A 25,583-nucleotide genomic window follows, 5' to 3' on the forward strand; every position below is an offset into this window, starting at 1 on the left:
CCTTTTGGTCGGGCTTTTTTTTGTCTGGGATTTGAGTGGGAGCGTTTTGCCATGGATCTGCGCTGCGGATTGCGTTACTCGGTATTGCTGGGATTGGCTCTGTTGCCGGGTTTGGCCACGGCCGCGGGCAAGTGCGAGCGCCTCGTCGTCACCGGCAGCCCGGATGCGCCGCCGTACCTGTGGCAGGACCCGCAGAATCCCAAGCAGTTGATCGGCGCCAGTGCCGACCTGTTGCAACAGGTCGCCAAAGACCTCGGCATCAAAGTCGAACTGCTCTACGCCGGCAAACGCTCGCAAGCCCTCGATGAAGTGCGCAGCGGGCGCATGGACATGCTGGCCGATGCGCCGCTGACCTTCAATGAACTGGAAAACTTCGACTACATCTATCCACCGCTGCTGGAAAACGACTATCTGGTGTGGACGCGTAAAGGCTCGACACTGGTCTATAGCGAGGCCAAAGACTTGCATGGCCACACCGGTGCGATGTCGGAAAAGTCTCGCATGACCCAGGCATTCGGCGTTTTCGCCGAGCAGAATCTGACCCTGACACGGACAGCCAACCTCACTCAGGCCCTGCAGAAATTGCTCCTCGGTGAAGTGGAATATGTACTCGCCGGCCGCTACTCAGGCATGGCCGCCGCGCAGGCATTGGGCATGACCAATGACCTGCTGGCGTTCGAGCACCCCGTCGACCGCCCGGGGCTGTTTCTTGCGGTTTCGCATAACTCGGCATGTAACGATCCGTGGTTGCGCGGACAGTTGGCCAAAAAGATGACAGAATTGCCCGCGTCCGGACTGACGGAAGCCGCGCTGCAACGCAACATCGAGCGCTGGAAGGCGCAGCAGCAACAGCCGCAACAACCCGTCAGTGCCCCAAAACAGTAGGGATTCTTAGTGAGTATTCGACCTCTTTTCGCGGCGATGGCCGTTCTGGCCCTGGCCGGTTGCGCGACCGATCCGGCACCCGTTGAACAAATGCGCCTGACCGAGCAAGCCATAATCCAGGCCAAGGCTGTTGGCGCCACTGCCGACGAAGTGCCGGAAATGAAACTGGCCGAAACCAAGTACAACCGCGCCAAAGGCAACATGGCGGACGAGTCCTACCGCAACGCGCGCATGCGTTCGGAACAGGCTGAACTGGATGCTCGTCTGGCCGAAGCCAAAGTGTTGACGCAAAAAAGTGAAGAACAGCTGAATGTGCTCAACACCCGCATCGTCCGTCTGCGCAAGCAACTGGGAGATGCCCAATGAGCCTCAAATCCAAAGTCCTCGGCGGTCTGATACTTGCCGGTTGCGCCAGCCTGTACGGCTGCGCCGGTCAACACAGCGAATCCGCACTGCAAGAGGCCAGCGCCGACTTCCAGAAGGTCAAGGAAGATTCCAATGTGCTGCGCATCGCACCGAAAGACGTGATCCGCGCCGGTGAGTCGCTGGCCCGTGCCGATCGCCTGTCGACCTACTGGGGCAGCGGCTCCGACGTGGTGCATTACGCCTACCTGAGTCAGCGTTACAGCGAAATCGCCCGCGAGCACACCAATCAGGTGCTCAACGAAGAGCGCGCAGCCAAACTGGAGCTAGAGCGTCAGCGCTTGCAACTGGCCCTGCGTGAATCCAAGTTGCTCAGCGTGCAGCAGCAGGGCAAATGGCTGGAAGAACAGATCGTCGCACTGGCCACCACGCAGACCGACCGTGGTCTGGTAATGACCCTCGGTGATGTGCTGTTCGACACCGGTGAAGCGGAGCTGAAAAACTCGGCCAACCGCGTGGTGCTGAAGATCGTCCAGTTCCTGCAATTGAACCCCAAACGCGTGGTGCGTATCGAGGGGTACACCGACAGTACCGGTGGCAAACAGGAAAACCTCAAGTTGTCTCGTGATCGCGCGCAATCGGTCGCGGATGTGTTGATAGATCTGGGCATCGACGACAAGCGCATTCAGGTCGAAGGCTACGGCGACGAATACCCGGTGGACGCCAATGCTTCCGAGCGTGGGCGGGCGCAGAATCGTCGTGTGGAAATTGTCTTCTCCGATGAAAAAGGCCAGCTCGGCGCCGCCCGCTGAGGGCTGCGTCTCTGGAAAGCCCGGACTGTCATGCAGTGCCGGGCTTTTTTACGTCTGTCGAATAGCCCGCAAATCAGTACAGTCAGGGGCAGACACCGCACTGTATGGTCGAGTAATGTGACAACTGTCCCAGTACACTTCTAAACTGTTCCGGTATTGTTTCACACAAGAATAAAATGCCCGTTAAATCGAGTGCTGCGTCATGACCAATCTCTTGCTCTACCAACGTATTGCTCAGCAACTGGCCGAAGACATCCGCCGTGGCGTCTATCAACCGGGGGAGCGCGTGCCTTCGGTGCGCAAGATGAGTTCGCAGCTCAACGTCAGCCATGCGACGGTGTTGCAGGCTTACGCCAATCTCGAAGATCAGGGCTTGATTAGGGCGCGCCCGCAGTCCGGGTATTACGTGCACCAGACACCTGCACTGACGGCGCCGACGCCGGACATCGCCCGGGTCGAACGGCCGGGCCTGGTTACCCGCAGCAGCATCATTCAACAGGTGCTGGTCGAATCACGCCGAGAAGGCGTGTTTCCGCTCGGCGCGGCTGTGCCGAGTGTCGATTACTTGCCGGTGCGCGCACTGCATCAGCAACTGGCCAAGGTCACGCGCTTCCATAGCCCGCGTGCTTTCAGTTACATGTTCAGCCCCGGTTTTGAGCCGCTGCGCCGCCAGGTGGCGATCCGCATGCGCGATGCTGGTGTGGTGGTCGATCCGTCAGAAGTGGTGATCACCCACGGTTGCGTCGATGCCTTGCAGATGTCGTTGCGCGTACTGACCCGCCCGGGTGATCTGATCGCCGCCGAATCGCCGACCTATTACGGATTGCTGCAACTGGCCGATCTGCTCGGCCTGAAAGTCATCGAGATTCCGAGCGATCCCGCGACTGGCATGAGCCTCGAAGCCCTGCAACTGGCGGCCAACCAATGGTCGATCAAAGCGCTGGTGCTGACCACGCGGCTGAGCAATCCGCTGGGCGGCACCATGCCCGAAGAGCGGCAGAAACAGTTGCTGCGCCTGGCTTCTGATTTCGATATTCAGATTGTCGAAGATGATATCTATGGCGAACTGATGTTCGAGCAAGGCAAGACCAAAGCGCTCAAGGCGTATGACCGACTGGATCGGGTGATCTACTGCTCGAGTTTCTCCAAAACCTTGTCACCCGGTGTGCGCATCGGCTGGATGATCGCCGGCAAGTATCAGCAGGAAATCCAGCGCTTGCAGACCTTCAGCACCCATTCGGCGTGCAGCGTGACGCAGATGGCGATTGCCGCTTATCTGGAAAACGGCGGTTATGACCGGCATTTACGGTACATCCGCCAGGAATACCGGAAAAACCTCAGCGCCTTCCAGTTGGCGGTGCAGCAGTACTTCCCCGAAGGCACGCAAATGACCCGGCCCACGGGCGGTTTCATCCTCTGGGTGAGCTTGCCGGGGAGGGTCAATACCCAGGAGTTGCATGTTCGCGCGTTGCAGCAGGGTATCAGTATTGCCCCGGGGCTGATCTTCAGTAATACCGAGCAGTTCAACCACTGTATTCGCCTGAACTGCGGGATTCCGTGGAACCGCGAGGCGGAGCGGGCGTTGATGACTCTGGGTCTGTTGGCGACTCAACTGTGTCAGGAAACGGCTGGCGGATTCTGAACGGGCGGTGGGTGATGCTTGTCTTGTGGCGTTCAACAAGCGAGCATATGGCCCTCTGCCGTTAGTGTCGTTGGGTTCATGAAAGCGATTTTTCCTGCCGCTTGGGTGTTGCTGGGTTTGCTGATGATCGGTCATGCGCCTGGAGTTGTGGCCGCTGCGGTTCAGGAAAAACCGGCTGCGACGAGCCCCACGAAAAAAAATCCGCCCGCGCAGAAGACCGCTACGGCGAAGAAAACCCAGCAAAAAGTCATCAAGAAGCGCAAGCCAGTCGCCTCGAAATCGAAACCCGCCAGTGAAGTGGTAAAAACCAGGTTGCCGTCGGCCAGACTCGATTTGAGCCTGCCCAAGGACATGGTCGAGGAATTGAAACCCAAGGGCACGGTTGAATTGCCCAAGCGCGAGCCGATCCTGCCGCAGATGTTTGGCGAGAAAAACAACGGATTCCAGCTCAACGGCCGCTTGCTCAGCAACGAAATGCAGTTGCAACTGCGCAACGAAGAGCGCCGCGAAGTCGAAGGCGCGGCGCTGGATTTCGAATTCAAACAGTAAAACCAGCCCATCTGTGACCCGCAGACCAGACGCTTTGTCGGAGACTGGTCAGTCATATTCAGTTATCGCTAAAAACCCCGGTTCCGGGAATTTGAAACAGCCGTTTTAGCGGTTACTCTGTTCCGCGTCCCTTTTACACATCGCCCGTCGCGAGGAATTGTTCGTCATGAAATGCCGTGAAGGCTGTGGCGCTTGCTGCATTGCCCCATCCATCAGTTCGCCGATTCCCGGCATGCCTGATGGCAAACCTGCCGGCGAACGTTGCGTGCAGCTTTCGGTCGAAAACCTGTGCAGCATTTTCGGCCGCCCGGAGCGCCCGGCAGTCTGTTCGGGCTTTGCTGCGGATGTCGAGGTCTGCGGCAGCAGCTCGGAAGAAGCGATCAGGCTGATCGGCTGGTGGGAGCAAATGACGGCGGCGTGATGTGTCAAACGAACGGAACTTCAACAATAAGGAATAAGACTATGGGTTCGCTGCATCGTATCGCTGTGTTGTGTGGTTTGACCGCTGTGCTGGCCACGTCCGTCGCTCAGGCTGAAGACTGGAAAGTCGCCAAGAACGAAGACGGTATCAAGATTTCCCTCAGTGAAGTGCCGGGTTCGGACTACAAGTCCTACCAGGGCGTTGCGCTAATGAAAACCACCGTCGCCAAACTGCGCGCACTGCAGGAAGATGTCTCCGGCGCGTGCGCCTGGATTCACGAATGCAAGACCCAGAAACTGCTCAAGCACGAAGGCGATCAGAGCTGGACCTACACCCAGTTCAACACGCCTTGGCCAGTTACTCCGCGTGACTCGGTGCTGAAGGTGACCACCGTTGAAGGCGCCGATGGCAGCCTGACCCGCAATCTGGAAGGCTTGCCGACGTACATGCCGGAAGAAAAGGGCTTTGTCCGCGTTCAGCAGGTCAAAGGCTTCTGGAAGTTCGTGCCCAAGGGCGACCAGGTTGAAGTGACTTATCAGGTGCACACCGAGCCAGGCGGTAGCGTGCCGGCAATGGTGGCCAACAAGTTCGTCGTCGATGCGCCGTTCAACACCTTGAAAGCTCTGAAAGAACGCGCCGAGAAGTAATAAGCGCGCTCTACACAAAACGCCCCGACCGATACGGGGCGTTTTGTTTTCTCGCAATATTGTGTTTCCAGATATGCGTTGCACGAAATTTTCACAAAGTGTTCCTGACAATTCGCCCGCGCTGTTTGCACGCTTTCCCGGTTTGCCATGGCTCTAGATGAAAGTGTCTGGCGGCGGGGCAGTAATCAATGGCAATGGTGCAGGTGATCGTGCAACATTTGCGCACCGCGCACGCCCCGGGGTCTGGAATGACCAATAGAGGGCATGGCGCCGCTGTATTTTTGCAACTTCAACTTCCAATGGGTCCTAAAACGACATGGCAAACCCGGACGCCCTGAATCAGCAGCGATCTTCTGCTCGCCTGCTGCAACCGACCGTCAAATCGCATCTGGCCTACACGCTGCTTTGCGCGCTGGTCATGATGGTGATGTTTTCCGTGCTGCGCCTCGCGCTGCTGGTCTACAACCGCGAGATGATCCTCGACACCCCGGCTTCGACCTTTCTCGAAGCCTTCGCCAATGGCCTGCGTTTCGACCTGCGCCTGGTGGTTTACGTGTGCATTCCGCTGGTGCTGGCACTGTTCAGTGCCCGCGCCATGGCCGCTCGCGGTTTCTTCCGCCTGTGGCTGACCATCGCCTCAAGCATCGCGCTGTTCCTTGGCCTGATGGAGATGGACTTCTATCGTGAGTTCCACCAGCGCCTCAATGGTCTGGTGTTCCAGTACGTGAAAGAAGACCCGAAAACCGTGATGAGCATGCTCTGGTACGGTTTCCCGGTGGTTCGCTATCTGCTGGGATGGGTCATCGGCACTGTCATCCTGACCCTGGCATTCAAAGGCGCCGACCGTGCCACGCGTCCGCGCGGACCGTTCAGTGGCGGCAGCGTCAGCACCCGTCAAGTTGCGCCGTGGTACACCCGTCTTGCGGTGTTCGTGGTCTGCTTGCTGATTTGCGTGGTTGCCGCTCGTGGCACTCTGCGTCAAGGCCCGCCGATGCGTTGGGGTGACGTCTACACCACCGATTCCAACTTCGCCAACCAGCTTGGCCTCAACGCCACGCTGTCGCTGATCGAGGCTGCCAAGTCGCGCATAGGCGAAGATCGCGACAATATCTGGAAAGCGACGTTACCGCAGGAGCAAGCGCAGAAAGTCGTGCGCGATATGCTGCTGATGCCTGACGACAAACTGGTCGATGCCGATATTGCCGCCGTGCGCCGTGATTACACGCCGCCGGCCGACAAGACCCTGCCGATCAAGAACGTTGTAGTGATCCTGATGGAAAGCATGGCCGGTCACTCGGTCGGTGCATTGGGCGCGCCAGGCAACATCACGCCATACCTGGACAAACTGTCGAAGGAAGGTCTGCTGTTCGACCGCTTCTTCTCCAACGGTACGCACACCCATCAGGGCATGTTCGCGACCATGGCCTGCTTCCCCAACCTGCCAGGTTTCGAATACCTGATGCAGACCCCGGAAGGCAGCCACAAGCTGTCCGGCCTGCCGCAGGTGCTCAGCGCCCGCGACTACGACGACGTATACGTCTACAACGGCGACTTCGCCTGGGACAACCAGTCGGGCTTCTTCAGCAACCAGGGCATGACCAACTTCGTTGGCCGTAATGACTTCGTCAACCCGGTGTTCTCCGATCCGACCTGGGGCGTGTCCGACCAGGACATGTTCGACCGTGGTCTGCAGGAGCTCAAGGCGCGGGAAAACGGCAAGCCGTTCTACGCGCTGCTGCAAACCCTGTCCAACCACACGCCATACGCCTTGCCGACGCCATTGCCGGTCGAGCGCGTGACTGACCGTGGCAGCCTCAACGAACACTTGACCGCCATGCGCTACTCCGACTGGGCACTGGGTCAGTTCTTCGAGAAGGCGCGCAAAGAGCCGTACTTCAAGGAAACCCTGTTCGTCATCGTCGGCGACCACGGCTTCGGCAACGAGCGCCAAATCACCGAGATGGACCTGGGCCGCTTCAACGTACCGATGCTGATGATTGCACCGGGCATCCAAGAGAAGTTCGGTACCCGTGACCACACCGTGGGTACGCAGATCGACATCGTGCCGACCATCATGGGCCGTCTCGGTGGCGAAGTGCGTCATCAGTGCTGGGGCCGCGATTTGCTCAACCTGCCGGAAGGCGACACCGGTTTCGGTGTGATCAAACCGTCGGGCAGTGAGCAGACGACCGCCATCGTCACCGCCGACCAGATCCTGGTGTTGCCAAGAGACAAGGACATGGGGCCGAAGATGTGGCAGTACCAGCTAGGTGCCAACCCGCACGCCGAAGTCATTCCAAATGCACCGCGCACTGCCGAGTTGAAACTCAAACTCGAAGCGTTCCTGCAAACGGCGACCAAAAGCCTGATGGATAACACCGCTGGCGTCATTCACGGCAAGCCGGATTGATCGCTCACTGCCAGTAAAATCCGCGCAATAAAAAAGAGGCCCTGAACAGGGCCTCTTTTTTTTGCCGGTTACATCGTTATATCCGACCGAGTAACAGCAGCACCAACAGCACCACCAACACCACGCCGATAATCCCCGATGGACCGTAACCCCAACTTCTGGAGTGCGGGAAGACCGGCAGACCACCGATCAGCAACAGGATCAGGATAATGATAAGAATTGTGCCCATGTCGATTTCCTTGTTGATAGTGTTCGAGAAGTCTTGGTATTCAAGGGCGACTGGAGACTAAGTAATTCCAGACGGCTTACAAATTCCGACCGGTGCGCGTGAAAGAAAATTCAATGTTTTTTTAATGTATTTGGATTGCTTGTTTATTTCCTTTGAAGCACAAGATCAAAAGATCGCAGCCTTCGGCAGCTCCTACAGGAGTTCGATGCAGGAGCTGCCGAAGGCTGCGATCTTTTGATCTTGCATTCAGCAACTTGATGGAGCGTGGGCGCGCGCCGATCCTTCGCTACACTCGGCGCATCTTCCCCGGAACAACAAGGCTGTTTGCTATGCAAAATCGCATGATGATCACTGGTGCGGGCTCGGGCCTGGGTCGCGAAATCGCGCTGCGCTGGGCGCGTGAAGGCTGGCAACTGGCCTTGTCCGATGTCAGCGAACCCGGCCTGCAGGAAACCCTGAAAATGGTCCGCGAGGCCGGTGGCGACGGGTTCATTCAGCGCTGCGATGTGCGTGATTACAGCCAGCTCACCGCGTTCGCCCAGGCCTGCGAAGAGAAGCTCGGCGGCATCGACATCATCGTCAACAACGCCGGTGTTGCCTCGGGCGGTTTCTTCAGCGAGCTGTCGCTGGAAGACTGGGACTGGCAGATCGCGATCAACCTGATGGGCGTGGTCAAGGGCTGCAAGGCGTTCCTGCCGCTGCTGGAGCAAAGCAAAGGCAAGATTATCAACATCGCCTCGATGGCGGCATTGATGCAAGGCCCGGCCATGAGCAACTACAACGTGGCCAAGGCCGGGGTGGTGGCGTTGTCGGAAAGCTTGCTGATCGAGCTGGCGCAACAGGAAGTAGGCGTTCACGTGGTGTGTCCGTCGTTCTTCCAGACCAACTTGCTGGATTCGTTCCGTGGTCCCACCCCGGCGATGAAAGCGCAGGTCGGCAAGTTGCTGGAAAGTTCGCCAATTACGGCGGCGGATATCGCTGACTACATCTATCAGCAAGTCGCCGCTGGCGAGTTCATGATCCTGCCCCACGAACAAGGGCGCATGGCCTGGGCGCTGAAGCAGAAGAACCCGCAACTGCTCTACAACGAAATGACCTCAATGGCGGAGAAAATGCGCGCCAAAGCCAAACAGAACAACGGCTGAGCTTGCCCGTCGGAGACAGCGTCGCTAGGGTGGCCGCAATGGTCACCCTGTCGAGACACGTCAATGCTCAATTACCTGTGGTTCTTTCTTGCGGCGCTGTTTGAAATCGCCGGTTGTTTCGCCTTCTTCATGTGGCTGCGTCAGGGCAAAAGTGCCTTGTGGGTGATTCCTGCGCTGCTCAGTCTGACCCTGTTCGCACTGCTGCTGACCCGCGTTGAAGCTAACTACGCGGGGCGTGCCTATGCCGCGTATGGCGGGATCTACATCGTCGCGTCGATTGGCTGGCTGATGGTGGTCGAGCGGGTGCGTCCTTTGAGTTCGGACTGGATCGGCGTGGCGCTGTGCGTGATCGGCGCTAGCGTGATTCTGTTCGGGCCGCGATTTTCTGCGGCGTGAGGGGTATTTGTCGGAAACGTCTGACGGCTTGATGCGAGCATGGCTGTAAGGCAAAACTGATTTGCCCGCCATGCATTGTAGAGCCGCGGCAAGCCGCGCATCTTCAGGGTTCGCTAACCCTGAAGGACGAATCTCATGCTTGTACTCAGCCGTGTCGTTGGTGAGTTGATTTCAATCGGCGACGACATTTCCCTGCGCGTGCTGTCGGTGAACGGCTCCAGCGTGCGCTTTGGCGTCGAGGCCCCGCAAAAGGTCAATGTGCACCGCGCGGAGGTCTATGACCGGATCAAGCGCAAGCAGGCCACCGAAAAGCTCCGCTAGGCATTCAATCGAACAGATGCTTGGGCACATCGTGTTTGAGCATCAACTGACATTGCTCGCTTTCCGGGTCGAAGACGATCAGCGCCTGGCCTTTGGTCAAGGCCTGACGCACGCGCAGCACACGGGTTTCCAGCGGCGTGTCATCGCCGTTGTCGGTGCCGTCGCGGGTGACGAAATCTTCGATGAGGCGGGTGAGGGTGTCGACTTCAAGTTGGTCGTGGGGAATGAGCATGGGCACCTCGGCTGAATCAATGGCGGGATGCTACGGCGATTGCGGTTTGCCTGCCAGTTTTGTGTTGCCTATGCCGACCTCATCGCTGGCAAGCCAGCTCCCACAGTAATTGGGGCAACACAAATTTGTGTACACCTCCGATACCTGTGGGAGCTGGCTTGCCAGCGATGGGGCCAGTCCTGTCATCACAAAGCCGGATCAAGTATCGGAACGCTGCCCCACCAGACTGTCCACCGACGGCACCCGCGTATCACTCTCCATCTGCGTGTCATGCTCGATCTGATGACTGAAGCGGTCCAGCGAGGCATTCGCCGGCGCGGCATCGCTGGCAAACACTGGCGGACTCAGAATATAGGCGCCAAGCAATCGACTCAGCGCGGCCAGGCTGTCGATGTGCGTACGCTCATAACCATGGGTCGCATCGCAACCAAACGCGAGCAGGGCAGTGCGGATGTCGTGGCCTGCAGTCACCGCCGAATGCGCATCGCTGAAGTAATAGCGGAACAGGTCGCGGCGCACCGGCAACTCGTTCTCGCTGGCCAATTTCAGCAAATGTCGCGACAGGTGATAGTCGTACGGCCCGCCGGAATCCTGCATCGCCACACTCACCGCATGCTCGCTGGAGTGCTGCCCCGGAGCGACCGGTGCGATGTCGATGCCGACGAATTCGCTGACGTCCCACGGCAATGCCGCTGCCGCGCCGCTGCCGGTCTCTTCGGTGATGGTAAACAGCGGATGGCAGTCGATCATCAGTTCCTGGCCGCTGTCGACGATGGCTTTGAGTGCCGCCAGCAGCGCTGCAACCCCGGCCTTGTCATCGAGGTGACGGGCGCTGATATGGCCGCTTTCGGTGAATTCCGGCAGCGGATCGAAGGCGACCACGTCACCGATGCTGATGCCCAGCGAGTCGCAGTCGGCCTTGGTCGCACAGTAAGCGTCCAGGCGCAGTTCAACGTGATCCCAACTGATCGGCATCTCGTCCACGGCGGTGTTGAACGCGTGCCCGGAGGCCATCAGCGGCAACACACTGCCGCGAATCACGCCGTTGTCGGTGAACAGGCTGACACGGCTGCCCTCGGCAAAACGGCTCGACCAGCAGCCGACCGGGGCGAGGGTCAGGCGACCGTTGTCTTTGATCGCACGAACCGCCGCGCCGATGGTGTCGAGGTGCGCGGAGACCGCGCGGTCGGGGCTGTTCTTTTTGCCTTTGAGTGTGGCGCGAATGGTGCCGCGCCGGGTCATTTCAAAAGGGATGCCGAGTTCTTCCAGACGCTCGGCGACATAGCGCACGATGGTGTCGGTAAACCCGGTGGGGCTGGGAATGGCGAGCATTTCCAGCAGTACTTTTTGCAGGTAGTTGAGATCCGGTTCGGGGATTTGCGTGGTCATGGAAACTCCTGATGGGTTGAGCACACCGATGGTTTCGATGAGGAAAGTTTTGTGTTGCTTGATCGGGCCTCATCGCTGGCAAGCCAGCTCCCACAGTTTTTGTGTGTACCGCAAAACTTGTGGGAGCTGGCTTGCCAGCGATGGCGTCGGTTCAGTCACTAGAGAATCAAGAGACAGCCGGCTGACTGTGCGGAAACAACAAATCGACAAACCGCTCCGCCGTCGGCTGCGGCTCATGGTTGGCCAGCCCGGCGCGCTCGTTGGCCTCGATAAACACGTACTCGGGCTGATCCGCCGCCGGCACCATCAGATCGAGGCCGACCATCGGAATATCCAGCGCCCGTGCCGCCCGTACTGCCGCATCGACCAGCGTCGGGTGCAGAACAGCCGTGACATCTTCCAGCGTGCCGCCGGTGTGCAAATTCGCCGTACGCCGCACAAACAAATGCTCACCGGCCGGCAGAATGCTGCTGTAGTCATAACCCGCTGCATGCAAGGTGCGCTGGGTCTCGTGGTCCAGCGGGATCTTGCTCTCACCGCTGGTGGCCGCTTGCCGACGCCGACTCTGCGCCTCGATCAATGCGCCCACCGAATGCTGACCATCGCCAACCACTTCGGCAGGCTTGCGAATCGCCGCGGCCACCACTTCAAAGCCAATCACCAGAATCCGCAGATCAAGCCCTTCGTGGAAGCTTTCCAGCAGCACGCGGCTATCAAACTGCTTCGCCGATTCGATGGCTTGCTGCACCTCTTCGATGCTTTGCAAATCCACCGCCACGCCTTGACCTTGTTCTCCGTCGAGCGGCTTGACCACCACCCGTTGATGCTCGTCGAGGAAGGCCAGATTGTCGTCGGCATTGCCCGCCAATTGCTGCGAGGGCAGGTTCAACCCGGCGCCTTTGAGCACTTTGTGCGTCAGGCTTTTGTCCTGACACAGACTCATGCTGATCGCGCTGGTCAGGTCGCTCAGCGATTCACGGCAACGCACCCGGCGCCCGCCATGACTGAGGGTGAACAGGCCGGCATCGGCGTCGTCCACTTGCACATCAATACCGCGCCGATGCGCTTCTTCAACGATGATCCGCGCATACGGATTGAACTGCGCCTCCGGCCCGGGGCCGAGAAACAGCGGCTGATTGATGCCGTTCTTGCGCTTGATGGCGAAGGTCGACAGATTGCGAAAACCGAGCTTGGCGTAGAGGTTTTTCGCCTGACGGTTGTCGTGCAACACCGACAGGTCGAGATAACTCAGGCCGCGACTCATGAAGTGTTCGATCAGATGCCGCACCAGCACTTCGCCGACACCCGGGCGCGAGCACTGCGGATCAACCGCCAGGCACCACAGGCTGCTGCCGTTTTCCGGGTCGTTGAAGGCTTTTTGATGGTTCAGGCCCATGACGCTGCCGATCACCGCGCCGCTGTCTTCGTCCTCGGCCAACCAGTACACCGGGCCGCCCTGATGGTGCGGGGTCAGCCGCGTGGCATCGATCGGCAACATGCCGCGCGCCTGATACAACTGGTTGATCGCTTGCCAGTCCGCCTCACTCTGTGCACGGCGGATGCGAAAGCCGCGAAACACTCGGGTGGCCTGGCGGTAATCGCTGAACCAAAGGCGCAAGGTGTCCGACGGGTCGAGAAACAGTTGCGTCGGTTCCAGGCCAAGAATCTGCTGCGGCGCGGCGACATACAAGGCAATGTCGCGCTCGCCGGGCTGCTCTTTCAGCAGTTCCTGCGCCAGTGATGCCGGGTCGGGAAACGTGTGGCCGATCAGCAACCGGCCCCAGCCGCAATGCAGCGCAATCGGCTCGGCGGCCAGCGTGCTGCCGTCTTCGGCCAGACGTGCCTGCAAGCGTTCATAGGATGGTGTCTGACCGCGTATCAGCCGTTGGTTGATGGCCGTGGCGTGGGGTTTCATCAATCAGATTCCTTGTTCACTGAGCCACAGGTTCAGGGCCGCCAGTTGCCACAGCTTCGAACCGCGTAACGGCGTCAGTTGGCCTTGCGGATCGGTCAGCAATTTGTCGAGCATGGCCGGGTTGAACAGGCCGCGATCCTGACTCGGATCAAGCAGCAGTTCGCGCACCCAGTTCAGCGTATCGCCCTGCAAGTGCTTGAGGCCGGGCACCGGGAAGTAGCCTTTTTTGCGGTCGATCACTTCGCTCGGAATCACTCGGCGAGCAGCTTCTTTCAGCACTTGTTTACCGCCATCGGGCAGCTTGAATTGGCCCGGCACACGCGCCGAGAGTTCGACCAGTCGGTAGTCGAGAAACGGCGTACGCGCTTCCAGGCCCCAGGCCATGGTCATGTTGTCGACGCGTTTGACCGGATCGTCGACCAGCATCACCGTGCTGTCCAGACGCAGGGCTTTGTCCACCGCCGCCTCGGCGCCGGGCTGGGCGAAATGCTCTTTGACGAAGTCACCGGCCGCGTCATGCGCAGTCAGCCACTGCGGTTGCACGGTGGCGGCGTAGTCGTCGTAGCTGCGGTCGAAAAACGCGTTGCGATAAGCCGCGTAAGGATCGGCAGCGCCGTCGACTTGCGGGTACCAGTGATAACCGGCGAACAATTCGTCTGCGCCCTGGCCGCTCTGCACAACCTTGCAGTGCTTGGCCACTTCACGCGACAGCAGATAGAACGCAATACAGTCGTGACTGACCATCGGTTCGCTCATCGCGCGGAACGCGGCGGGCAATTGCTCGATGATTTCTTTCTCGTCGATGCGCAACTGATGGTGCTGCGTGCCGTAATGCTTGGCGATCAGATCGGAATACTGAAACTCGTCACCGCGTTCGCCGCCGGCATCCTGGAAACCGATGGAGAACGTCGAGAGGTTCTCGACGCCGACTTCACGCAACAGGCCGACGAGCATGCTCGAGTCGACACCGCCGGACAGCAGCACACCGACATCCACAGCGGCACGTTGACGAATCGCCACCGCTTCGCGGGTGCTGTCGAGGACGCGGTCGACCCAGTCTTCCAGCGTCAGATTTTTTTCGTCGTCGTGTGGGCCGTAGGGCAGGGTCCACCAGGTTTTCTGCTCGGTGCTGCCGTCGGCTTCAACGCGCATCCAGGTCGCTGGCGGCAGCTTTTCGATGCCGGCCAGCAAGGTGCGCGGCGCCGGGACCACGGCATGGAAATTCAGATAGTGATTGAGCGCCACCGGATCGAGAATCGGGTTGATGTCGCCGCCCTTGAGCAACGCCGGCAAGGCCGATGCAAAACGCAGGCGCTGGCCGGTGCGCGACAGGTACAACGGCTTCACGCCGAGACGGTCGCGGGCGATGAACAGGCGTTTGGCGTCGCGTTCCCAAATGGCGAAGGCGAACATCCCGTTGAGCTTGGGCAGCAGCGCTTCGCCCCAAGCGTGGTAGCCCTTGAGCAACACTTCGGTGTCGCCACCGGAATAGAACGCGTAACCCAGCGCTTCGAGTTCGGCGCGCAGCTCGGGGAAGTTGTAGATCGCACCGTTGAAGGCCAGGGAAAGGCCAAGTTGACTGTCGATCATCGGCTGCGCCGAGCCGTCCGACAGGTCCATGATTTTCAGGCGACGGTGGCCCAGGGCAATCGGCCCTTGGGCATGGAAGCCCCACGCGTCGGGGCCGCGAGGGGCCAGGTGATGGGTGATTCTCTCGATCGCTGCAAGGTCTGCAGGTTGTTGATCAAAGCGTAACTCGCCAGCTAATCCGCACATAAAGTCCTTACCGGTTTTTCCGTTGGGGAGGGGTCAAGCCGTACCTCGCCAGAAGAGCGGGTACTCAGAAACTGACCCGCCCCGGTAAGTGGAGTTTTAGAACGATAAGTTATAAGGCAACAGGTTCCAGCTTGTGCAGCAGAGTGCCCGGTTGTTCGCGCAAATGTTTCTGCACCTCGAACTGCCCGAAGTAGTCGTCCGCCATTTCGCTGTTTATGGGGGCACCGGGCTTCGCGGAGTCTGTTGCGGTCAGGCGTTTTTTCAGATCCACCAGTCGAGACAGCGCATCGTGTTTTTCGATGGCGGTCCAACGATCGAGGCTGGCGAAAACGAGGGCCAGCAATTCATCCGTGGCATAAATACGCAAGCGCCTGTTGAAGTCCTCGTTCGGGCTGTTGAGATGGGCTGCGCTTATAAGTGACGCCTGATTCTCCCGGCGATTGGCGTAGGCGGCCTCGTTGACATTGGCAACCGCCACCGCGAGTTCCCCGGCATCTGCTGTCAACTTATCGAGATGGCGATCGAAAAGATGTTTGTACAGGCCTGTCTCCAGCGGGATGAACGCGATGTCTTCCAGGAACGAAAGGCTTTCCAGGTTCAATGTCCGGAAGTCACTTTGTTCGCGGTGGGTCAATTGCGAAATGAACAGTTCTTGCAGTTCTTTACTTGCAACGAAGTTGACGGCCAGGCGATACCTGCACTGGTCTTCACTGTCGTCCTGGTAAAAGCTGTCGCCAGCATCATTGGGAATGTAAACGTAGTAGCTGTCTTTCGTCGATTGATCGGTCTGGCGACAGGTTATCAATACGGCATCTGTCATGTATTTGCCAAATAGTTGTATCGAATACAGCTTGATTCTGGAGTTGTTGAACAGGTCACCATAAACAATGTCTTCGTTGCCTTTGGCGAGGTTCAACAGGGTGACAAGCCGAGAAAGAGGGAAGTTCGGTTTGCTGAAATATTTTCCGTAGGCGGCGAGCTTCATGTTTGTTTTATGCATTCGCAGGCTGATCAATTCGAGACTTGAGACTCTGAACGTTCTGGATATGTGTTTCTTGTATTCGCCCCCGAGATCAAGCTGGCGACTCAATAGCGCAAACGCTTGTGCGGTTATCTGAGTAGGCGTTGAGCCGTCGGGCGCTTCTTCGTCGACTTTGGTTAAGATCTCGCTGTCGTCCGAGAAGTAACCGGCAGCCGCTTCCTGTTGCGTAAAATTCAGCATCGCTGCCTGCAACAAGGTGTAGGTGTGGGAGCCATCGTCCACGGCTGTCGCGGGTTTGAGCTTGATGCTGTCGTTGATACTGAATCGTCCTCCATACTGTTGCTGCAGCGCCTGTCGCAGCTTTCGCTTGCAGAGATCCTCCAGCGTTTCCAGTTTGCCCAGCAATTGATCAATGTAGTACTGGTAGGGCAGCGCCTCATCGAACAATGCACGGAATCCGTCAAGTCTGACCGGGTCGGCTTTGAGCAATCCGTCACTGATGAATCGGGCAACGACGGTTGCCTTGTCCCGGTTGCCCATTACATTGAGCAGTTTTTTCAGCGTGGGTTCATGGGTCAAAACGCTTGCTTGTTGTTGCGTCTGGATAATCATGTTGGAAATCTCGTGTTGAAGAAGAGACTTGATCCTAGGCCGTCGAAACGAAAAAAAATAACGTGTTTATTTGATCGCTTGAGCCATGAAGTCAGCGGTATTTTGATTGAAATATATACATATCTATCGCCACGGAAAGGTCTGAGTGTGTGTGCGGTATTTGCAGGGGAGATGGCACTCGGGGCACCCTGAAGTTACCGGAAAAGTGGTGGTAGATATCTATGTTGTTGATGAGGGTTGCTGTGGTTTTATGCGTGCAGGAACATCAGGTCTTGGATTGTTAATTGTTCTTCGATTCCGATATGTTCAAACCTCCACTTCGCAATAAAGGACTATTGCCGATGTCAACCAAAGCAAAGCTTTCACAAAAAACAATCCTCAGCACATTGCTCGATGCCACAGAGGATCTCGATACCGCCCAGACTCTGCAAGAAAGCCTACCGGCGCATTTATTGAAAGCGACGGTGGCCGCTTTGTCAGCCCTTGATCAGACAAGCCGTGATCTGCACCAGATTCAGGCGACCGTGGCGGCGGATCTGCTCGCATTGAAGCCCTTGCAGACGTTCTGCATCAGTGAACTGAGCGATGCCTTGAGTCGCAAATGGTCGGTGGTTTTTGATGTCGAGAAAGACTTTCTGAGTCTGCCGGGCGTTGATTGCGGTTGCCCTGCGACCTCTACCGACGAGAACGGTATTCAGACGTTCCCGCACGCTACAACGACGCTGTTGCAAGCGGCGATGCAGAACTTCAGCGAAGACGAAGCGGCTGAGAGCTTTCCGCAAGGCAGTTTTATTCGAGTGCACAGTGCCCCAGACGGTGTCACCGGGCTGACCCCGGCCACGTTTGCCGCTTTTTGCCGAGAGCTGGATTTGGGCAAGCGCTATCAGGAGCATTTCCAGCTGGTGTTCGGCTTGCGCGACAGCGATGACAAGGTGATCGCCACCAGCACCATGACCGCTGATATCGCGAAAATGAAAAAGCTGCTGTTGCAATTCGACATGCACCAGGCCGCTCTTAAAAGCCATATCACCTTGTCTGGTCAGCAAATGCTGCAGAAGCTGATCGACTTCGATGGCGTGGTGTCGGCGCAAACACTGCTCTATGGCAACCGAACGCTGATCATGCAAGGCATTGAAATTTTCGACAGTTGCGTCTGGGGTGTGGTGGTGTTTTCTGCCCGTTCGGTGGAGTTGTACCCCGATGAGTGGTGCCTGGTGTACATGGCGGGTGAGCCCGAGCGACCACTGTACGAATACAGCAGTTTTACCGCGTTCAAGCAGTACCTGACGCAGCAGTTGAAGGTTAAAAGTTACAAGGATTATTTCGCCAACAGCATTGATGAAGACGACAAGGCCGATTTTTTCAAATCACTCGCTGACAGCGCGGATCTGGGCCACATCAAGCAATTGCCGATCGCCGTGCCACTCTTTGAGTTCATGCTGCAAAGCCATGTCGGCAAGCTTCAACTCGACGCGCGCAAACTGGCGGTGCCGACCGCTGATATCGATGAGGATGTCCGCCGGAAACGCTTGCTGGATTTTCTTCAGTTGGGTGTGACCGTTGCGTCCGTGGCGGGGTTCGTCGTGCCGCTGCTCGGGCAATTGATGATGGGCGTTGCAGTCGGGCAGTTGCTCAGTGAAGTTTACGAAGGGGTCGAGGATTGGCGCCGCGGTGATCATCAGAAAGCCCTGTCGCATCTGTTGAGCGTCGTGGAAAACATTGCGCTGACGGTTGCCTTTGCCGGGGGACAAAAAGCCTTGGGAGCGCTGGGTAAGAAACTGCTGCAGTCACACCCGGCGTTCTTCGGCGAATTCACCGCCATTATCAATCACGCTGGCCAGCCGCGCCTGTGGAAACCTGACCTTTCGCGCTATGAGCATTTCCTGCCGACGGGATTGACGGTCGCGCCGAGTTCCGAGGAGTTTTATCAGATCGGTGCGAAAACCATGGCTCGCGTCGATCATCGGTTCTTCGCCGGACCTTATGATTCCGCCGCGAAAGTCTGGCGCCTGGAACATGCCGAACGCGCGCAAGCTTATGTGCCGGAGCTTGTCCGGCACGTCGAAGGTGGCTGGCGGCTGCCTGCTGAAGAACCGCAAGAGTGGGGCAGTTCCGCGTACACGCTCAAACGTATTGATCCGCAATTGAGCGAGTTCGTGGATACCGACCTGGACATGATGCGGCGACTCAGCGACACCTCGCCAGAAACCTTGCATCAGGCCTTTACTGACAATCTGAGTTTGCCTGTGCGGCTGCGCGAAACCGTGGAGCGCGCGCGCGTCGTGCGTCAGCTGCGGCAATTGACCCGCGAACTGCAGAACGGCGAAACCCATTCCGGCCAGCCTGTTGAAGCGCAATTGCACGCCTTGCCGAAAATGTCCGGTTGGCCGACCGACCGCTACATTGAGGTGGCCGACGCAGAAGGCACAGTGACGGCGACCTATCCGCAAACCAAAGTGCTCGACGAATCGCTGGCGGTGGTGGTCAGCGAAAAACAACTGGCGCAGGGCCAGTTGCTGCAATCCGTAGTCGATGGCCTGTATCAGAAAGAGGTGGACACTTTGCTCGGCGGCAAAGTCGCGCAAAGTGTTGAAGAGTCGACGCTGGCAAAGAAACTCGGTGCGGTTTTGCAGGCGGATCATCGCGCGGCTTTCGAGCGTATGTATCAACGCTACGATAAAAGTGACGTCGATGATGTTCTGAAGCTGCGCCGTGTTTTTCCCGATATCCCGGCGCGTTATGCGAAAGCACTCATCGAGCGCGCGTCGAGTGTGCAGCGCCTGCATCTGCGTAAAACCGGTCGAGTACCGCTGCGGCTGGGGCAGGAGGTCAGCGATGGTATTGGCAAAGTGCGACTGGATCGCGCACTGGCGGGGTTTCATTGGCCGAGGCTCGCCAACGCCGACACCGACAGGCTGGCGATTCAGTTGTTACCTCGTCTGAGCGGCTGGGATTCCCGACTGCGTCTGGAACTGCGCGACAAAACGCTCAGCGGGCCGATTCTGCAAGCCGTTGGCGACACCTCGGCGCTCCCCGCCGATAGGTGCTCGCTGGTGAAGTCGGCCGAGGGGTATGAGGCTTTTGGCGGCGACGGCAAAACCTTGGGAAAAGTGGCATTCGGCCCTGACGCGCTGTACGAAGCCATCCTCAAGGCCCTGCCGCGACGCCAGCGAACAGCCATTGGCTTTGCAGACCCGAAGCAGGCCAGCGCGGCAAAGCTGCGCAGCCAGTTGCTCAACGCTGCACTGGATGAGCGCGAGGCCACGGCGCGCACGCTGGTCAATGGCAAGCCTGAGCCGCAGGTTGTCGAACCAGTCTGTAATCAGGGTGATCAGCCGCCTGCGGTGCAACATCCACCGGCGTTGCTGCGCAAAGTGCGCAAACTCTTTCCGCGCTTGAGTGAAACGCAGGCCAATGAGTTCATCGATGGCCTGGGAGACGATCAGTTGACTCGTGCGACACGGGTCAATGCCTTGCGCCAGGATCTGCAAAGCTTGCGTGAAGCGCTGTTCCTCTGGAGTGAGGATACTGGCGCAATGAACAAACTCGGAGGGGATCTGGCGGAAGTGCGGCACAGCCGCAAAACCATGGCCGAGCTGATCGAAAACGGATTCCGCCGGTATTACTCCGTCACCAATGAAAACGGGAAATGGGTGGGGGTCCTGAATTTTGATGGCATGCGGGTCGGAAAACTGCCGACGCTGCCCCCGGGGATCAGCTTTGACCACATCCAGAAACTGTTCATGAATGACATGGCACTGGATGATGATGTCGCGTACTTCCTCAAGTCATTCAAAAAGCTCGAGACGCTCGAGCTCGACCGCAATGCCATTACCCGCCTCCCTGAGGTGCTGTCGCATATGCCCGATATCACTCGCTTGTGTCTGGCGGGCAACAAGCTGCAGCTGACCGAGTATACGCTGGCCAAACTCAGCGGTTTGCGCTCGCTGCATCACCTGAACCTCAACGAAAATCCGCTGAATGCCACACCGGATGTCAGACAGATGTTCAATCTGCGTCGTCTGTTACTGCAAGACACCGGCCTCACGGAAATCCCCAAGGGACTTGAGTATCTGCTGTATCTGGACTGGGTGGACTTGCGCAGCAACAAGATCAAGAACCTGCCTGACTGGTTGTTCAAGACACCGCGAAGTTTCAGCCAGGCGCTGGACCTGGGACTCAATCCCTTGGCCGATCCGAGCAAAACGCACCTGGAGAATTATCGCGACAATTTCGGTATCGGTATGGGGTATCTGGAAAACGACATCGCTCGAATGAACGAGCAACAGGCACGCTCGCTTTGGCTTGCTGATAAAACGGCTGAGACGGGGGCCGGGCGTGAACGGATCTGGAACGCATTCAAGGATGATCCACGCGCCGAGAGCCTGTTCCATCTGCTCGCTGAGCTGGGTGATACCGCCGATTCGGAAAAGGTCAACAAGGACATGCAGCGGCGAGTCTGGGCCGTGCTGGAAGCAGCCGAAGCCGATACAGCGCTGTGTGATCAGATACTGAGTCTGGCCGCCACCCCGATCAATTGCACCGACAGTGCGGCAATGAACTTCAGTTATCTGGAGGTCGCCGTGGAGGTCGATCGGGTGACCCGGCTGGCCGGAAACCGGATCGCCAGTGGCAAGCCGTTGCTTGAGCTGGGACGTGGCCTGTTCCGGCTGGAACAATTGAATGAAATTGCTCGGGCGCATGCCGCCAAGGTCCCGAAGGTGGATCCACTGGAGGTAAACCTCGCCTATCGCATCGGCCTGGCCGAGACACTGGAGTTGCCCGGCCAGCCGCGCAATATGCTTTTTGGCACATTAGGCGGGGTCACCGCAGCCGATCTGGACGTCGCGAAAAACCAGGTCGCCACGGCGGAACTCTCGCCCAAATGGCTGCAGTTCATGAGTGAGCGGACATTCTGGAGAGACTATCTGGAGCGCACACTTGCGCATCAGTTTTCCTCTGTCCGAGATATGTACGACCAGCGCATGACTGCCTTGGACGCGAAGAAAGACACGATGTCCAGTGTCGATTACGTTAGCCAGTCCGGAGTCCTCAAGGTCGAGCGCCAAAACGCCATGGACGAGGTCATGACGCGTCTGACCACCGATGCGCTGCGCGACGCGGATCTGGGCATCTGCACCCTGGCTGACGGATAAGTACTACTTGCCGCGAATCAGCTTGCGCAACGCGAAACGGTTGGGATGACAGGCTTCGGCGACGCTTCTGGGCACAGGCAGCGGCTCATCGTCGAGCCAGGCAGCCAGCAGCTCGCCCGACAGCGGCGCGGTGATCAGTCCTCGCGAGCCGTGGCCACTATTGATGTACAGGCCGTCGAGCCACGGACAGGCGATGTCCGGAATCTGACGGGCGTCCTTGCTCAGCAGCGCATAAGCGTCAAGAAACGCTTTGCGGTCGGCGAGGGGACCGACCATCGGTAAATAGTCAGGGCTGGTGCAGCGAAAGGCTGCGCGGCCCTGCAGGTTTTCGACAGGCTGTTCGCTGATTTTCAGGCGTGCGACAAGGTCAGAGGAAATCTCTGCAAGCATCGCCAGATTGCCTTGGTGTTCGGCGGTGGTCGGTGTCAGATCATCGCTGTTGAAATCGAAACTGGCGCCGAGGGTGTGTTCGCCCAAGCGGGCAGGAGCGACGTAGCCTTCGGCACAGACCACAGTGGCCAGTGTCTGACTGGCTGCGGTTTCGGCGAGACGGGTGATCTGCCCGCGAATGCGCTTGAGCGGCAATTCGGCACTCTGGGCAAAGCGTTGGATCTCGGCGGCACCGGCCAGCACCACGACCGGCGCGCTGGCGAGCAAACGCTCACCGTCCAGCGCCTGCCATTGATCATCGACCTTGCGCAGTTGCAACGCTTCGCAATGACTGAGCAGTTCGATGTTCGGCTGCGCCGCTTGCGCCTGACACAGCGCCGGCGGATGCACCCAACCCCCTTCGGCATAGTACAAGCCGCCGTGGGCTACTCCGACCCCGGCACGGGCCTGCGCCTCGGGTTGATCCAGCCACTGCAACAGGTCTTCCGGGAAGGCTTCAGCCAACTGCGCGTGACGCTCGGCTTCCTTGGTATTGAACGCCAGTTGCAGCACGCCACAATCGTCCCAGTCAGTGCCGCGTTGCAGGGTTTCCAGCAGGCGCCGGGTGTAACCGAAACCGCTGACGATCAGCTGCGACAGCGCCGTGCCGTGGGCGGACAACTTCAGGTACAGCACGCCCTGCGGATTGCCAGAGGCTTCCTGCGCCACGGCTGCATGGCGTTCGAGCAACGTCACCTGCCAGCCGCGTGCGGCCAGGCTGGACGCCGTGGCACATCCGGCGAGACCGGCGCCGATCACCAGTGCTCGACGGTCACTGGTGATCGGCGCAGGGCGAGCAAACCAGGGTTTTTCCGGCGCCGGCGGCGTCACCTCTGCCGGCCAGCCGAGGAATTCGCCACGGAGGATTTCCCACTTGTGGCCGATGCCCGGCGTGCGCTTCATTTTGAACCCGGCGGCATTGAGCAAACGCCGTACCCAGCCGGTGCTGGTGAAGGTGCTGATGGTCGAACCGGGCGCTGCCAGTCGCGCCAGTTCGACAAACAGTTCGGCGGTCCACATGTCGGGGTTTTTCGCCGGGGCGAAACCGTCGAGAAACCACGCGTCGATCTGTGCGTCGAGCTGCGGCAGTTGCTCCAGTGCATCGCCGATCAACAGCGTCAGCGTCACGCGGCCGTTGGCCAGGGTGATGCGCTGGAAGCCGGCATGGATTGCCACGTAATGGCGCAGCAACTGATCGGCCAACGGTTTGAGTTCCGGCCAGAGTGCCAAGGCACGCTTGAGGTCGGCGGGGCTCAACGGGTATTTTTCGACGCTGACAAAATGCAGTCGCGCACCGGCCACGGCGTGTTGCTCGAACAACTGCCAGGCGCAGAGAAAATTCAGCCCGGTGCCAAAACCGGTTTCACCAATAACCAGACGACCAGTTGCCGGCAGTGCGGCAAAACGCTCGGCCAGGCGATTCTGTTCGAGGAACACATAACGGGTTTCTTCCAGACCTGATTTGTCGGAAAAATACACGTCATCGAACACCCGCGAACGCGGGCGTCCCTGGTCATCCCAGTCGAGTTGGGCGTGGGGCAATACAGGTTTCATGGCAGGCTCGGCAACGACAAGGCGGCCATTCTAGCCGATCGCGCAGGCGCTGCTTGATCCATGGCAAGGCTTGCGCCCGACGACTCGCGGACAATCCGCGACCTGCGGGAATTTCTGCGCCGTTGCTGTGCCCAATCCGCTAGTCTTGCTGAATCCTGTAAGGAGCCGTCCCATGTTTGAATCCGCTGAAATCGGTCACGCCATCGACAAAGACACCTATGAGGCGGCCGTCCCGGCATTGCGTGAAGCCTTGCTCGAAGCCCAGTTCGAACTGCAACAGCAAAAGCGTTTCCCGGTGATCATCTTGATCAACGGTATCGAAGGTGCGGGCAAGGGCGAGACGGTCAAGTTGCTCAACGAGTGGATGGACCCGCGCCTGATCGAAGTGCGTACTTTCGATCAACAGACCGATGAAGAGTTGTCCCGGCCACCGGCCTGGCGTTACTGGCGGATGCTCCCGGCCAAGGGCCGCATGGGGATTTTCTTCGGCAACTGGTACAGCCAGATGCTCCAGGGGCGGGTGCATGGCTTGTTCAAGGATCCGCGTCTGGATCAGGCGATCGCCGGTGCCGAGCGCCTGGAAAAGATGCTCTGCGATGAAGGCGCGCTGATCTTCAAATTCTGGTTTCACTTGTCCAAGAAACAGATGAAAGCGCGGCTCAAGGCGCTGGCCGATGACCCGTTGCACAGCTGGCGCATCAGCCCGCTGGACTGGCAGCAGTCGGAAACCTACGACAAGTTCGTCAAGTACGGCGAGCGCGTGCTGCGCCGTACCAGCCGTGATTACGCGCCGTGGCATGTGATCGAAGGCGTCGACGCCAACTACCGCAGCCTGGCGGTCGGCAAGATTCTCCTCGAGGGTTTGCAAAATGCGCTGAAGCGTCCGGACGTACATCCCCACGATGTCAGCGCCGCGCCGTTGGGTACGCCGGTCGATCAGTTGAACCTGCTCGACAGCCTCGACCTGACCCAGCGCCTGGAGAAGAAAGACTACGAAGAACAACTGATCACCGAGCAGGCGCGATTGTCCGGGCTGATGCGCGACAAACGCATGCGCCGCCACGCGCTGATCGCGGTATTCGAAGGCAACGACGCGGCAGGCAAGGGCGGGGCGATCCGTCGGGTCGCGGCGGCGCTCGATCCGCGCCAGTACAACATCGTGCCGATTGCCGCACCGACCGAAGAGGAGCGGGCGCAGCCGTACTTGTGGCGCTTCTGGCGGCACATTCCGGCGCGCGGCAAGTTCACCGTGTTCGACCGCTCCTGGTACGGCCGGGTCTTGGTCGAGCGGGTCGAAGGCTTTTGCACGCCAGCCGACTGGCTGCGCGCCTATGGCGAGATCAACGATTTCGAAGAGCAACTGGCCGATGCCGGCGTGATCGTTGTGAAGTTCTGGCTGGCCATCGACAAGGACACGCAGATGGAGCGTTTCCAGGAGCGTGAAGAGATCCCGTTCAAGCGCTTCAAGATCACCGAAGACGACTGGCGCAATCGCGACAAATGGGACGCCTACCGGGCCGCCGTGGGCGATATGGTCGACCGCACCAGTTCGGAGATCTCGCCATGGACGCTGGTCGAAGCCAATGACAAACGCTGGGCCAGGGTCAAAGTGTTGCGCACGATCAACCGCGCGCTGGAAGACGCCTTCGAGAAATCCGACAAGCGCGCAAAGAAACACAAGGATTGAGCCGATAGACGCGCATACGCGGGGTGAATGA

Annotated in this window: 20 protein-coding genes; 13 read left to right on the forward strand and 7 right to left on the reverse strand. The window is 58.8% G+C overall.

Going from position 1 to position 25,583, the window contains the following annotated elements; genetic code table 11:
• Positions 1–51: 51 nt before the first annotated feature.
• The 8 genes from CKW38_RS12800 (at position 52) to CKW38_RS12835 (ending at position 7,729) form a co-directional block, all read left to right on the forward strand.
• Positions 52–885 (forward strand): ABC transporter substrate-binding protein, encoded by an 834-nt coding sequence (locus CKW38_RS12800; RefSeq protein ID WP_095112899.1) that lies wholly within the window; start codon positions 52–54, stop codon positions 883–885.
• A 9-nt stretch (positions 886–894) separates the two neighbouring features.
• Positions 895–1,251 carry a DUF4398 domain-containing protein gene (locus tag CKW38_RS12805; RefSeq protein ID WP_176472319.1) on the forward strand — a complete coding sequence of 119 codons (357 nt, stop codon included), beginning with the start codon at positions 895–897 and terminating at the stop codon, positions 1,249–1,251.
• Entirely contained in the window at positions 1,248–2,060 is an 813-nt protein-coding gene (locus CKW38_RS12810; RefSeq protein ID WP_007908346.1) for an OmpA family protein, read from the forward strand. Before CKW38_RS12805 ends, CKW38_RS12810 begins: the two co-directional genes overlap by 4 nt.
• Before the next feature lie 202 nt (positions 2,061–2,262).
• The gene (locus CKW38_RS12815) at positions 2,263–3,702 is read left to right on the forward strand and encodes a PLP-dependent aminotransferase family protein (protein WP_016985994.1); all 1,440 of its coding nucleotides are present in this window, start codon (positions 2,263–2,265) and stop codon (positions 3,700–3,702) included.
• A 78-nt stretch (positions 3,703–3,780) separates the two neighbouring features.
• Positions 3,781–4,251: a translation initiation factor 2 gene (locus CKW38_RS12820; RefSeq protein ID WP_095112900.1), complete on the forward strand. Its 471-nt coding sequence runs from the start codon at positions 3,781–3,783 to the stop codon at positions 4,249–4,251.
• A 166-nt stretch (positions 4,252–4,417) separates the two neighbouring features.
• A complete protein-coding gene (locus CKW38_RS12825; RefSeq protein ID WP_007908349.1) occupies positions 4,418–4,672 on the forward strand; it encodes a YkgJ family cysteine cluster protein in 255 nt (84 codons plus the stop codon).
• Positions 4,673–4,713: 41 nt separating this feature from the next.
• Positions 4,714–5,319: an START domain-containing protein gene (locus CKW38_RS12830; protein ID WP_095112901.1), complete on the forward strand. Its 606-nt coding sequence runs from the start codon at positions 4,714–4,716 to the stop codon at positions 5,317–5,319.
• 316 nt (positions 5,320–5,635) lie between these two features.
• Positions 5,636–7,729, forward strand: coding sequence for an LTA synthase family protein (locus CKW38_RS12835; protein WP_095112902.1), 2,094 nt, complete (start codon positions 5,636–5,638; stop codon positions 7,727–7,729).
• A gap of 76 nt (positions 7,730–7,805) precedes the next feature.
• Here the strand turns inward: CKW38_RS12835 and CKW38_RS12840 are convergent, their stop codons facing one another.
• Positions 7,806–7,964: a DUF3309 family protein gene (locus tag CKW38_RS12840; RefSeq protein ID WP_169432680.1), complete on the reverse strand. Its 159-nt coding sequence runs from the start codon at positions 7,962–7,964 to the stop codon at positions 7,806–7,808.
• A 323-nt stretch (positions 7,965–8,287) separates the two neighbouring features.
• On the opposite strand from CKW38_RS12840, the gene CKW38_RS12845 reads away from it, so the two are divergent.
• The 3 genes from CKW38_RS12845 to csrA all read left to right on the forward strand — a co-directional run bounded on the left by CKW38_RS12845 (position 8,288) and on the right by csrA (position 9,820).
• Positions 8,288–9,103: an SDR family oxidoreductase gene (locus CKW38_RS12845; protein ID WP_095112903.1), complete on the forward strand. Its 816-nt coding sequence runs from the start codon at positions 8,288–8,290 to the stop codon at positions 9,101–9,103.
• 63 nt (positions 9,104–9,166) lie between these two features.
• A complete protein-coding gene (locus CKW38_RS12850; RefSeq protein ID WP_007908357.1) occupies positions 9,167–9,499 on the forward strand; it encodes a YnfA family protein in 333 nt (110 codons plus the stop codon).
• A gap of 135 nt (positions 9,500–9,634) precedes the next feature.
• A complete protein-coding gene (gene csrA, locus CKW38_RS12855; protein ID WP_007908359.1) occupies positions 9,635–9,820 on the forward strand; it encodes a carbon storage regulator CsrA in 186 nt (61 codons plus the stop codon).
• Between the two features lie 4 nt (positions 9,821–9,824).
• Here the strand turns inward: csrA and CKW38_RS12860 are convergent, their stop codons facing one another.
• The 5 genes from CKW38_RS12860 to CKW38_RS12880 all read right to left on the reverse strand — a co-directional run bounded on the left by CKW38_RS12860 (position 9,825) and on the right by CKW38_RS12880 (position 16,726).
• Positions 9,825–10,052 carry a YheU family protein gene (locus CKW38_RS12860; RefSeq protein ID WP_003199186.1) on the reverse strand — a complete coding sequence of 76 codons (228 nt, stop codon included), beginning with the start codon at positions 10,050–10,052 and terminating at the stop codon, positions 9,825–9,827.
• A 198-nt stretch (positions 10,053–10,250) separates the two neighbouring features.
• Positions 10,251–11,441, reverse strand: a complete 1,191-nt coding sequence (locus CKW38_RS12865; RefSeq protein WP_007949948.1) for an osmoprotectant NAGGN system M42 family peptidase — start codon at positions 11,439–11,441, stop codon at positions 10,251–10,253.
• Between the two features lie 166 nt (positions 11,442–11,607).
• Positions 11,608–13,356, reverse strand: a complete 1,749-nt coding sequence (ngg, locus tag CKW38_RS12870) for an N-acetylglutaminylglutamine synthetase (RefSeq protein WP_095112904.1) — start codon at positions 13,354–13,356, stop codon at positions 11,608–11,610.
• 3 nt (positions 13,357–13,359) lie between these two features.
• The gene (locus tag CKW38_RS12875; RefSeq protein ID WP_095112905.1) at positions 13,360–15,132 is read right to left on the reverse strand and encodes an N-acetylglutaminylglutamine amidotransferase; all 1,773 of its coding nucleotides are present in this window, start codon (positions 15,130–15,132) and stop codon (positions 13,360–13,362) included.
• Positions 15,133–15,241: 109 nt separating this feature from the next.
• The gene (locus tag CKW38_RS12880; protein WP_095112906.1) at positions 15,242–16,726 is read right to left on the reverse strand and encodes a dermonecrotic toxin domain-containing protein; all 1,485 of its coding nucleotides are present in this window, start codon (positions 16,724–16,726) and stop codon (positions 15,242–15,244) included.
• Positions 16,727–17,067: 341 nt separating this feature from the next.
• Between CKW38_RS12880 and CKW38_RS12885 the strand changes: the two genes are divergently transcribed.
• Entirely contained in the window at positions 17,068–21,882 is a 4,815-nt protein-coding gene (locus CKW38_RS12885; RefSeq protein WP_095112907.1) for an NEL-type E3 ubiquitin ligase domain-containing protein, read from the forward strand.
• Positions 21,883–21,885: 3 nt separating this feature from the next.
• On the opposite strand, the gene mnmC is transcribed toward CKW38_RS12885, so the two are convergent.
• Positions 21,886–23,865 (reverse strand): bifunctional tRNA (5-methylaminomethyl-2-thiouridine)(34)-methyltransferase MnmD/FAD-dependent 5-carboxymethylaminomethyl-2-thiouridine(34) oxidoreductase MnmC, encoded by a 1,980-nt coding sequence (gene mnmC / locus CKW38_RS12890; protein ID WP_095112908.1) that lies wholly within the window; start codon positions 23,863–23,865, stop codon positions 21,886–21,888.
• A gap of 172 nt (positions 23,866–24,037) precedes the next feature.
• Between mnmC and pap the strand changes: the two genes are divergently transcribed.
• Positions 24,038–25,552 (forward strand): polyphosphate:AMP phosphotransferase, encoded by a 1,515-nt coding sequence (gene pap, locus CKW38_RS12895; protein ID WP_007908377.1) that lies wholly within the window; start codon positions 24,038–24,040, stop codon positions 25,550–25,552.
• Positions 25,553–25,583: the final 31 nt, after the last annotated feature.

Origin of the sequence: Pseudomonas sp. Irchel 3H7 (assembly GCF_900187605.1) — a bacterium.
Lineage (GTDB): Bacteria > Pseudomonadota > Gammaproteobacteria > Pseudomonadales > Pseudomonadaceae > Aquipseudomonas.